Below are 11,435 nucleotides of genomic sequence, written 5' to 3' on the forward strand. Positions count from 1 at the left end.
CCTCCCACCTTATTCCACTGTGATAATTTCGAATACACCCGCTTGCTTATCCGTCGAAAAATCCTGGTACCCAACTCCGATATTATAAATTGCGGGGGGTAATGCTTTAACTTTTTCAACTAATTGAGCACTTTCCTCTTCGCTCATATTTTCCTTGAATCCAGTTATGTCAATGGTGCTTGTTAACGAATCAAATGTCTTCCTATTTTCTTTAATATATGCACGAAATTTCTCTTGGTCTCCATTTACTTCCTTATAGGTCTTCCGGATATTCTGATTGATTTCATTTGAAATTCCAACACTCGTACGAAAGTATTTCATTTTTGCATTTGCTAAATTTGCAGGATCCGTTACACCGATTTCCGATAAATAATCAATCACTGGTTTATACTCGTTATATCTCTCCTCCATATAAAGTCTGTTAAACACATTTAGGATAAGCTGTTCCTCTTGATCTACAATCGTTAACGTATCGGGATTCCCTATTAAAACATCGGAGAATGAAGGGGTGCCTTGATATTCTATATAAATTAAAAACTCATAATCACCATTAGGATATTTTTTTGGTTCGCCAATTTTTTCAATGATTAATGCATTCTCATCTAAATGGTACTGATTAAATAATTGCTTTACGTTTCGTTCAATTTCTTCCCGATTTTCTTCTATAAAATTACTATGATTGGCTTCCACTATGCTTCTTCCTGTCCCTGAGCATCCCATCAATGCCACCCCTCCAATCATACACAGAAGTAAAATCGTGATAGCATTCTTCAATTCCTTGCCCTCCTATGAAAATCCCCTACGAAGCAACTCAATACATCCGAAAGCCTTTATTCATCTTTAAACTATTTCTCTATCTTTACCAAGTTCATTACAATGATCGAACGCCGGGACGAAGCTGCTTAACCTGAGAGTAATTAATCTTTCGTTAATTTGACTTTATAATATAATAATTATCCTTATAATCCAATATTAATAACGGAATTTTTCAAAAATGATAAATAGTACCTATATTACATACAACTATAGGGAGTTAGACTTATATTTAATATGGAATTATTTCCCATTTTTTAGTTATACTTACCTAGCACCTTTCGTTTTAATGCTTTTCGTAAGATTAATTCAATAAATTAGGCTGTTTTCTAAAGGATTATTGTTATTTCATGAGAAAAGACCAAGCTAACCGAAAACAGCCATACATTATTACTTTTGTAAGTACTCTCAAGACTACATATAATCTGGTATCGTTGGTTTTTGTGTAATCCACTGTTCAACTGTTCACTGAATTTAATTATTCTTATGTACATTTTTACTACCATCACTCTAATAATTAGTAATAAAATTGCTTAGCCAAACACTGTGTAAAAATAAAATAACTGTATACATTATTGAGACAATAGTAGAAACAGTGAAACTAATTTTTGATACTGGGATATGATGAATAAGGATCATTGTATAAATTAGAACAGATAAAATTAGTTTCATACTGATAAAGACGGATGGATGAACTTGATAAAGAAAAGCCATGATTGGATTAGCTTCCTTAATATATCCATTCTTTAATCCAAAGTACGTAATAACCCCATCTAATAAATTGACAATGGCTAAATAATGAAAGAGTTTTATCAATAGAATCACCTAAGTAGTGGAACGTTTAATTCTCCCTTCATTATTCACCAAAAAATTAGCATTTAACCTTCTAGCTGTGCTTCCTTACTGTCCATGAAAATTTGGCTTGCGTTTTTGGGCAAATGCTTGTAATGCTTCCAGACGATCCTTCGTAGGTATTGTTCTAGCATATGCATTTCCTTCAATTTCGAGGCCAGCCTGTAGTCCTACATTAAGTCCTTCATTTATTGCATATTTTGCTTGCTGTAAGGCAATTGGTCCATTTTGAAGCATTTCATTGGCAAATGCTAAGCAAGTGAACATTAGCTGTTCTTTTTCTGTTACTTTCATTAAGATGCCATACGATAGCGCTTCTTCCGCAGTAATTTTTTTCGCTGTAAAAATCAACTCTTTTGCCTTTGCTTCTCCAATAATTCGCGGGAGTCGCTGTGTCCCTCCCGCTCCCGGGATGATTGCCCAACTTGTTTCTGTCAAACCCATTACCGCATCCTTCTGTGCAATTCGAAAATCGCAAGCAAGCATTAATTCAAAGCCACCGCCAAACGCATAACCATTAACTGCTGCAATGGTTGGTTGTGGTAATTCTGCTATTTTCTGAAATACTGTCCGAATTTTGTTAACTGTGGAATGAACTTCAGCATCCGTCATCATCCCTCTCTCTTTTAAATCAGCTCCAGAGCTAAAGGCTTTACCCCCTGCACCTGTAAAAAGAACAATACGAGTTTCGGAATCCTCGTGAATCTTTTTCACCGTTTTATCTAATTCTAATAACATCTTCCTATTCACTGCATTCAATGCAGTGGGACGATTTAATGTAATAATAGCGATACCATTTTGTTTTTCCACATAAACAGTTTCCATTTTATCAACCCCGTTAACTAAATATTTCATTTTACTATTGAAATTACCCCAAAAAGCGAATATTATAGGAAAGGTGTTTTTAATTGTTCGTTTTTATTTTTAGGAGGCATACAACATGTTTAAGCTTAAAGAACATCAAACAACAGCAAAAACGGAACTATTTGCTGGGATTACAACATTTTTTACAATGGTCTACATTATCATTGTGAATCCTTCCATCCTTTCTGCAGCAGGTGTACCTTTTGAACAAGTATTCGCTGCAACTATCATTGCGACTGCAATTGGTACTCTTTGGATGGGTCTATTTGCAAATTATCCTATTGCAATTGCTCCAGGGATGGGATTGAATGCATATTTTGCCTATTCGGTAGTTGGTACTCATGGTGGGATTACATATGAGACGGCATTTTCTGCTGTGTTTGTTGCGGGGATTATTTTTCTCATTTTATCATTAACTTCATTTCGTAAAATGCTCATTGAAGCCATTCCTGACAATTTAAAATATGCGATTTCTGCTGGAATTGGTTTATTCATTGCATTTATCGGTTTAAAAAATACAAAGATTATCGTTGGAGATGAAGCAAATCTTGTAAAATTAGGTGATCTTCATTCCCCTATGGTTATGCTAGCCTTACTAGGATTAGTAATAACATTGATTTTAATGGCATTAAAAATAAATGGTGCATTATTTATTGGTATGATTGTGACGACCATTGTTGCCTTTGTGACAGGTCAATTATCCTTCGATGCTGGATTCTTTGCTCTACCTTCGTTACCAGATGGTATCATTATTTCGAATCCTTTCCATGCATTCGGAGATGTTATCCAGCACTCCTTATATACAGTTATTTTCTCCTTCTTGTTAGTAACCATTTTTGATACTACTGGAACAATGGTTGGTGTTGGAGAACAAGCTGGATTTATCCGCGGAAAGTCCATGCCAAAAGCAAAAGAAGCATTTTTATCGGATTCAATCGCGACAACAATCGGTGCGATGGTTGGGACAAGTCCCACTACAGCGTATATTGAGTCAACTTCCGGTGTTGCTGCTGGTGGTAAAACTGGATTAACCTCTGTAACGATTGCCTTTCTATTTATTATTGCATCTTTCTTTGGACCATTAGTTAGCTCTGTATCTGCTGTAGCTGCAATTACGGCACCAGCGTTAATTATTGTTGGGAGCTTAATGATCGGACATGTGGCAAAAATAAAATGGAATGAAATCGATGAAGCATTCCCTGCATTTCTCGTTATATTGTTCATGCCACTAACTTCGAGTATATCTACCGGGATTGCTTTAGGCTTTATTTCGTTACCAATCATGAAAATAGCAATGAAAAAATGGCGTGAGATTCACCCAATCGTTTATATTTTCGCGATATTATTCTTTATTCAATTAGTATTTTTACCGCATTAACATTTCATTTGGTTACTATAGCAAGAGGCTGACAAAACAAGTACAATGCCCCTTCACAACGAAACATTGGGAGGGCGGTTATAAGTACTTTAATAGTCAGCCTCTTTTTCTAACAATGAGATGAATAAAAATATTAGAGTACGCTCGATATTTTTAAAATTTAACCTTTTTTCATAGGATTGTTGTAATTTCTTTAAAATAGAAATTTTAAATTTGAACTACCGAGCAGAATGAATACACGTGAAAGCGAATTGTATTCATTCTGCCGGCTATTACAAGTATCAACAAACATATAAAAACAATCTGCTAATTTTTTCAGTTCAATGGATTTTCCATATAAGAAATTCTTGCCTCAATTTTGTTAATTTGTCCTTACCACAATCTATGATTCATTCATAAGAAAGATGATTTTTTTCTTCCGATAAAAAGAGATGCAGTTTGATTTTATACTTTATTCCAATCAATGGAATCCATCGTTTTCTTTAATACACTTACTGAATGATGAAATTTTGCTTTTTCCTCTTCATTAATATCTAATTTCACAATTTCATGAATGCCTCCTCTTGCAACAATTGCCGGAACCCCTATAAATACATCCTTCTGATCATATTCCCCATCTAAATAGGTAGAAACCGTTAATACCGAATGTTCATTATGAAGAATTGCCTTTGTTAAACGAACAAGCCCCATTGCAATTCCATAATATGTGGCACCTTTTCGTTCAATAATGTGGTATGCAGCATCTCTGACATTTAAAAAGATTTCTTCCAAGTCTTCTTTTTTATATTGCTCCTTGTTATTTATCCAATCTCTTATAGAGATTCCCGCAATATTTGCATGACTCCAAACTGGTAACTCTGTATCCCCATGCTCCCCGATTATATAAGCGTGTACATTTCGCGTATCTACATTAAAATAATTTCCTAGTAAATACCTTAGCCGTGCGGTATCCAAAATTGTACCCGAACCAATGACACGTTCTTTTGGAAGACCAGAAAATTTCCAAACAGCGTAAGAGAGAATATCAACCGGATTAGTTGCAATGAGGAAAATTCCATTAAATCCATTTTCCATTACATTTGTGACGATTGTCTGGAATATTTTCGTGTTTTTCTCCACTAAATCCAGTCTCGTTTCTCCAGGCTTTTGATTAGCTCCAGCTGTTAAAACGACAATATCCGCCTTTTTGCAATCCGAATAATCACCAAACCATATTTTTGTTCGAAATGGAGCAAACGGAAGTCCATGGTTTAGATCCATTGCATCTCCTTCTGACTTCTCTACATTTAAATCAATTAATACAAGCTCCTCTGTAACACCTTGATTTAATAAAGCAAACGCATAGCTTGACCCAACAAACCCAGTTCCAATAAGTACTACTCGATTTACGCGGTCACTCATATAATTAAATACCCCCTTGTTTCTTTAGAAAAATCGGATTACCATTGCTTGTTTGAAAATAAGATATACATCTTGCATATGTTGCAATTGTTTATCGTTTCCAATGATTATACGATACATTCATGGTATGATGAAAGAATATTTGCAGTATACGAAAGTAGGGCTTTCTTTGACAGAAATAAGGACAAATAAAATATTCGATTATTTCCAGCAAATTGGGTTAACCATTGAAACGGATTCCAATGAATTTTGGAATAAGATTGAGCAAATACACGGTAAAGACATTAAATACCAGCTTATGGATAGTATGAAAAAAAGAGGGACATCTGATGACAGGAAATTTTCAAAAACAGATAGTATTTATGAACTAAAAAATCGCACGCTCTCTTTGAGCATTGATTTTTCAAGTGCTACCGCGGATTTCACAAAGGGATTTTTAGAATGGTTTATTGAATTTCCCTTACCTGTTTCCCCGAAAAAAATATTAGAAATTGGCTGTGATAACGGGATCACAACTTGTTTTTTAGCATTGCTATTTCCTGAAGCAGCTATTATTGGTATTGATCAAAGCAAAAATGGGATTCTTTGTGCACAACAATTGGCAAATCTGCTTGGACTAACAAACATTACTTTTGTAGCAGAGGATTTCCTAGCATATTCTAAACACTCTTGCATTTGTGATTTCGATTTGATTATTAGCTTAAAAACGATGCATGAAATGATGACTGTGCAAGCTTACCACACCAATTTTTCTACTAATGCATTTATTAACAAGCTCACACTTACGAGTGATCCAATTGTCCATGCAATTAAACAATTATTAAAAAATGAGAAAAGTACGTACATTTCTTGTGAACGATTCCTTACTGTCCAAAGCTATGCTTATTGGTCGGAGTTATTAAGAAAATCACAATTGTTTATTGATTGGGAGCATGCGACAATTAATCATTCCACAGCATGGAATCAAGCGGAAAAAATGCCAATATTTATTGCAAACGGAACAAATCATGAATGCTCTACTTATAATGGATTACTTCAAATGGCCACTAAATATGATGATTCCGTTATTGATTCCTTTGAACGAGTTACCGACATTTTAGCAGAGGAATTTTTAAATAATATAACAAAAAAAGCCTTTCTTGGTGGGACACAAATAAGCTGGCAAAATAGTGGAGAAAAACTTCGATTGGAATGTTGGAAGGATACAACTTCTGCATATCTTCATAAATATAATAATTTAGGAAATAGTGAGCTTAGGAAATTTCCGCTTTCTGAAATCGACGAGATTTTTTATGAAATCGAAGAATATATTGCTGAAATTGCCTCCCCATATGAAACAAATACGGATGATTATGAAACAATAGTTGAAAGAAATTCACTATAACACTTGCATTTATCAAGCAAAAAGGGACGTGCGAATCAATGCACATCCCTTTTCTTTGTTAAACCATTGCTATTTCTATATGCTCATCTGCAACATAGTGTAATAATAAATCATTTTTATGTTTCGCAAAAAAGGACAATTGATGCATCGGTCTTGTCATTGAAACATAGAGAAGTTTTATATCAATTTCATCCAATGTAAATGCTTCATTTAGTGTAGCAATAAGAACGGCATCAAATTCAAGACCTTTCGATAAATAGGAAGGGACAATAACAAGTTTTCCCTTTTGAATTTCCTCATTCTCTTTTAACAGCTGTACCGGATAATCTAGCTTTCGCTTTAATAGCTGCATCATTGCTTTACTTTCCGACTCTGATTTCGTAATAAGTGCAATCGACTGGTATTCAGCGGCTTCCGCCCTATCCAGTGCCAATTTCACTTTTTTGACAAGATCATCTGCATCCGTAAATGAATAATAGGTTGGTAGTTGTCCATGGCGAATAACTGGTTCTACCTTCGGTAATTCCGCCGGCATTCGTCCGAGTATATCATTTGCTACATTCATAATTTCAATCGTTGTTCGATAGCTTTTCTGTAGTGTGACGTAATTAGCTTTTGGGAATATTTCTGTTTGCAATGTATGCCAATTTTCCAATCCCCGATAGGAGTGAATTCCTTGCGCTAAATCTCCAACAATCGTAAACATTTCTGTATCTAAGCCTACTTTTAACGCATACAATTGAAAATTACTATAATCCTGTGCTTCATCAATTACTACATTTTTCGCTCGTAAATCCTTATCAATTCCAAACAATATATGCTGCATGTAAAATAAGGCACCTAAATCCTCCACTTCGACTTGGTTTTTTATGAGTAATTGTTGATTGTAATGAACGAAAAATTGTATTTCAGCTTCCGAAAGTATATCGGCAGCAAAGCTACTAAATCGATCAACATCAAAAAATAATTTCTTATAATAGCCTAATAGAGTCTCCTTTGTCCATCTACTCATATAAGATTTCACTGCTGATTTTGCTTCCTTTTGAATTGCTTCAATTCGCTTTTCTTGTGTGTCCATTAAGTAAACGACACGCTCTTTTCGCTTTTCACTATTACTAATATGAAACAATGCCTGCTCAAGCTGCTCATCATATCTTTTTTCTAGCTTATATAAAATTTGTTTTTTCTTTTGGCGGATTTCCGTTTTTAACACATTTTGAATTTTCTCTAGCCGTTTATAAAATGGCAGGTAACGATAATCGCTTTTAAATAAACGCTCTAAACGTTTCCCGGTAGTAAGCTTAAACTTCTCAAGAAAAAAATCATCCGTAGGACTTAGTTCTTCACGGATTGTTCGTAAGTATCGATCGATTATTTTTTTATATGTCAATGTTCCTTTAAAATGGGACGACCAGCGGACCATCTTTTCATCCTCGTAATCATGATTTACTAGCGAAATTAATTTCTGCTCTGGTTCAACTACCTTTATTTTTTTCCCAATGCATTGTTTTACATAATCGATATAGGTTGTTTGCCGAATTTTATCGACTCCTAATTCAGGAAGCACCTCTGCAATATAACCGATAAACATATTATTCGGAGCAATAATCATCATCTGCTCGGGCTGAAATTTGTCTTTATAGTGATAAATAAAGTAGGAAATTCGGTGCAATGCTATCGTTGTTTTCCCACTACCTGCTGCACCTTGTACGATTATTGGACGATTTAAATCTGCACGGATCACACGATTTTGCTCTGCTTGAATAGTTGTAACAATTTCGGTTAACCGATTATCTGCTTTACCCGATAGTGCCTCGAGTAATAGATCATCATTTGCAGTCAAATCGACATCTACATAGTCTACTAGTTTTCCATTATCGATACGAAATTGTCTTTTCAAGGAAAGATATCCTTCTACCTCTTCTTCATAGGAGCTGTAGGACACGTTTCCTAGTCTACCATCATAATATAAGCTTGCCACCGGGGATCGCCAATCCACAATGATTGGTTCTTGAGAATCTCTTTCATAAAGGGAAGTTTTTCCAAAGTAATACACATCTTCTTGATTCTGGTCATTTTTCTTAAAATCAATCCGAGCAAAGTATGGCTTACTTTTTACTCTTTTCAATGCATCCAGTTCCTTCGTCGCCATTTCTAAAAACTTCGTGTTTGATAAGAGGCTAGTATAACTTAAACTACTGTCCAAATCCTTCAGCTCAGCCAAGGACTGCTGTAATTCCTCCTTTAATTTTTCTTGATTTTGCTCTGCCTCTTGTAAAAGAATTTCCATATATCCTTTCGTATAGGCCAGATGCTCTTCTTCTTTTTGAAACTCGGAATCATGAATCATAGACATGCATACCACCCTTTTGCTATTGGATTTTGTGATGAAATGGAATGGGGATCATAGGAGTTTTTGTTGAAATTTTAGAACACTTTATACAATATAGCATATGGCAATAGCTAGGAGCAATCTAGAACTTGAAAGTAAAGGGAAAAAGCTGGAAGTATCTATTTATTTCTTCATTTGATACTATGAAGGAAATGGAATTACAGTTTATATGGAGGAAATGGAATGCTAAAAGATACTGGGGAACGAATCATTCCTGAGCTAATGAAGCCTACAAATGGGATGCTGCTTGAACATATTGCACGTTATCAATTCGCCATTCATTATTTAAATGGGCGTGTGCTTGATATGGCTTGTGGTAGCGGCTATGGTAGCAATATTATGGCAAAGGCAGCAAAAAATCTCATTAAAGAAATAGTTGCGATTGATCTAAATGAGGAAGCGATTCAATATGCAAAAGGTGCATACTATCACCCCCTCATTTCCTTTCAAACAGGAAATGCAATTGATCCTAATCTACCAAGCAAGCTTGGTAGATTTGATGTAATTGTCTGCTTTGAAACTTTTGAGCATATTGCAGAGGAACAACAACTGATGAATAATATAAGGCAATTATTGAAGCCTGGCGGGAAGCTTATCTTATCCACTCCCTTTGGGCTGGGTAGAGGTATGCCAACAAATGAACGATTCCATATGCACCAGCTGACACAAAATGAATTTGCCAATTTATTTCAAAATTTTTCTCAGTGTGAAATATATTATCAACGTGGAGTTTTAGTGGAGCCTGCACCTGGGCGTCCAGGAAAACATTATCCTATTGGAATAGCAGTCTGTACGAAATAATTTTTTTCTGAAATTGTCGTCATGATTCGTTAGGAATCGGAAGAGCATTGGAAACATGGGAAAAAATGACGAACATATTGCCGGTTATATAGCAAGTCTCGGAAACAGAAAACCTGAATATATCGTTCATACAGAAGGCGGCATATACGAAGTAAAAGCTGTAAAATATCCGCAAAAATAATGGTTGAAAAAAAGGCTATATCCATTGGCTAGGATGCAGCCCTTTTTTCATTTACACCGGTATAAATCCTCTAGTACGTTTTCAAACTATAGAATTAATAATCTTCTATTCTTCTTTAAGCATTTTTCTTTTTTCTTGTCGTAAAAACGATAGATATAATGCCATAGATAATAAAACAGACCCAGCTGCCGTATAATAAATGCTAGTATAGCCAAACCAGTAAGCAATCTGGCCAAATACCATTGCCCCACAGCCTACTCCGATATCGAAGAAGGAGAAGAATGTAGCATTTGCCATTCCGCGGCGATGCTTTGGTGATTGATCAATTGCCCATGCTTGCATTCCCGGTTGGACGGTTCCAAATCCTAGACCATATAGAATGGCTGCTATGTATAACGCAAAGCTATTTGGTAACCAAGCGAGCAATAGCATGGCAATGAAAATGAGCAATGCTCCAGGAAGAAAAATCGCCCGATGTCCTTTTCGATCATATAAATGTCCAGCAAATGTTCTTGTTAGCATGAGTGAGAATGCATAAATAATAAAATAATATTGAATTCCCTCTATCCCTTGCTGTGCTGTATATAATGGCAGAAATGTTGCAATTCCACCGAATGTCACGGTTATAAACAGTAGCAATAATGATGGCTTTAATGCGGACTTCTCATAAAAATCTCCTTTAAGCGGAGCAGTTTTTTGCTGCTTTTCTACCTTTTGATAAGTAATTTGTGAGGATAAAATAAAGGCTGTTACCCCTAAAACAGCACAAATAAGAAATAAATGGCTGAAAGTAATTTTATCCACGAGCAGCAGTCCTAAGGAGGGACCCATCGCAAGCGCTAAATTACCTGACAAGCCATAGTAACCAAGTCCCTCGCCTCTTCGCTTTGGAGGGATAATATCCGAAGCAATCGTACCAGAAGCAGTTGTAGACAATCCCCAGCCAACTCCTTGGACGATTCGCATCGCAAATAAGAAAAATATACTTCCAGCGATACTAAAGGATGCGATAGATAGTGTAAATATCGCCAATCCAATTAAGTAAACTAACCCTCTCCCCTTTGATTCAAGTGCATGCCCTGCATATGGGCGAATTAAAAGAGCAGAAAAGGTAAATATACCTACGACAAATCCAACAAGCTGATCATTTCCCCCAAGATATGCGACAAAGAGTGGGATAGTTGGTAATGTCATTTGAAAGCCTAGGAAAACAAAAAAGTTCGCTAAACAAATGAGGACAAAATCCTTCGTCCATATTTTTTCCTTACCATAAGGAGTTACCTCTACCTTTGATTGATTTGCGTTCACAAAATATCTCCTTTCTCTCTCGATAGTTACCGAGGCTTGCTTTCCTCCGTTTGTTAGCAGC

The 11,435-nt window shown here is 35.7% G+C and carries 10 protein-coding genes; 4 read left to right on the forward strand and 6 right to left on the reverse strand.

The annotated features are described in order from the left end of the window. Positions 1–9 precede the first annotated feature (9 nt). From OEV98_RS04415 to OEV98_RS04425, 3 genes are all read right to left on the reverse strand, one after another. On the reverse strand, positions 10–774 hold the full coding sequence (locus OEV98_RS04415; protein WP_263072002.1) for a hypothetical protein: 765 nt from the start codon (positions 772–774) through the stop codon (positions 10–12). Between the two features lie 549 nt (positions 775–1,323). Further along, positions 1,324–1,629 (reverse strand): DUF5658 family protein, encoded by a 306-nt coding sequence (locus OEV98_RS04420; RefSeq protein WP_263072003.1) that lies wholly within the window; start codon positions 1,627–1,629, stop codon positions 1,324–1,326. An 84-nt stretch (positions 1,630–1,713) separates the two neighbouring features. After that, entirely contained in the window at positions 1,714–2,490 is a 777-nt protein-coding gene (locus OEV98_RS04425; RefSeq protein WP_263072004.1) for an enoyl-CoA hydratase-related protein, read from the reverse strand. Positions 2,491–2,605: 115 nt separating this feature from the next. Between OEV98_RS04425 and OEV98_RS04430 the strand changes: the two genes are divergently transcribed. Then, positions 2,606–3,907, forward strand: coding sequence for an NCS2 family permease (locus OEV98_RS04430; RefSeq protein ID WP_263072005.1), 1,302 nt, complete (start codon positions 2,606–2,608; stop codon positions 3,905–3,907). Between the two features lie 444 nt (positions 3,908–4,351). On the opposite strand, the gene OEV98_RS04435 is transcribed toward OEV98_RS04430, so the two are convergent. Then, complete coding sequence (locus OEV98_RS04435) at positions 4,352–5,308, reverse strand: L-lactate dehydrogenase (protein WP_263072006.1); 957 nt, start codon at positions 5,306–5,308, stop codon at positions 4,352–4,354. Positions 5,309–5,477: 169 nt separating this feature from the next. Here OEV98_RS04435 and OEV98_RS04440 point away from each other — a divergent pair, with 169 nt between their 5' ends. Continuing rightward, positions 5,478–6,692: a methyltransferase domain-containing protein gene (locus OEV98_RS04440; RefSeq protein WP_263072007.1), complete on the forward strand. Its 1,215-nt coding sequence runs from the start codon at positions 5,478–5,480 to the stop codon at positions 6,690–6,692. A 58-nt stretch (positions 6,693–6,750) separates the two neighbouring features. Here OEV98_RS04440 and helD read toward each other — a convergent pair whose 3' ends face one another. Further along, entirely contained in the window at positions 6,751–9,048 is a 2,298-nt protein-coding gene (helD, locus tag OEV98_RS04445; protein ID WP_263072008.1) for an RNA polymerase recycling motor HelD, read from the reverse strand. A gap of 219 nt (positions 9,049–9,267) precedes the next feature. Between helD and OEV98_RS04450 the strand changes: the two genes are divergently transcribed. Both OEV98_RS04450 and OEV98_RS04455 read left to right on the forward strand, forming a co-directional pair. Beyond that, positions 9,268–9,885: a class I SAM-dependent methyltransferase gene (locus OEV98_RS04450; RefSeq protein WP_263072009.1), complete on the forward strand. Its 618-nt coding sequence runs from the start codon at positions 9,268–9,270 to the stop codon at positions 9,883–9,885. 55 nt (positions 9,886–9,940) lie between these two features. After that, positions 9,941–10,066: a hypothetical protein gene (locus OEV98_RS04455; RefSeq protein WP_263072010.1), complete on the forward strand. Its 126-nt coding sequence runs from the start codon at positions 9,941–9,943 to the stop codon at positions 10,064–10,066. Between the two features lie 105 nt (positions 10,067–10,171). Here the strand turns inward: OEV98_RS04455 and OEV98_RS04460 are convergent, their stop codons facing one another. Beyond that, positions 10,172–11,374, reverse strand: a complete 1,203-nt coding sequence (locus OEV98_RS04460; RefSeq protein ID WP_263072011.1) for an MFS transporter — start codon at positions 11,372–11,374, stop codon at positions 10,172–10,174. Positions 11,375–11,435 lie beyond the last annotated feature (61 nt).

Source organism: Perspicuibacillus lycopersici, from assembly GCF_025660475.1.
Classification (GTDB): domain Bacteria; phylum Bacillota; class Bacilli; order Bacillales; family Caldibacillaceae; genus Perspicuibacillus; species Perspicuibacillus lycopersici.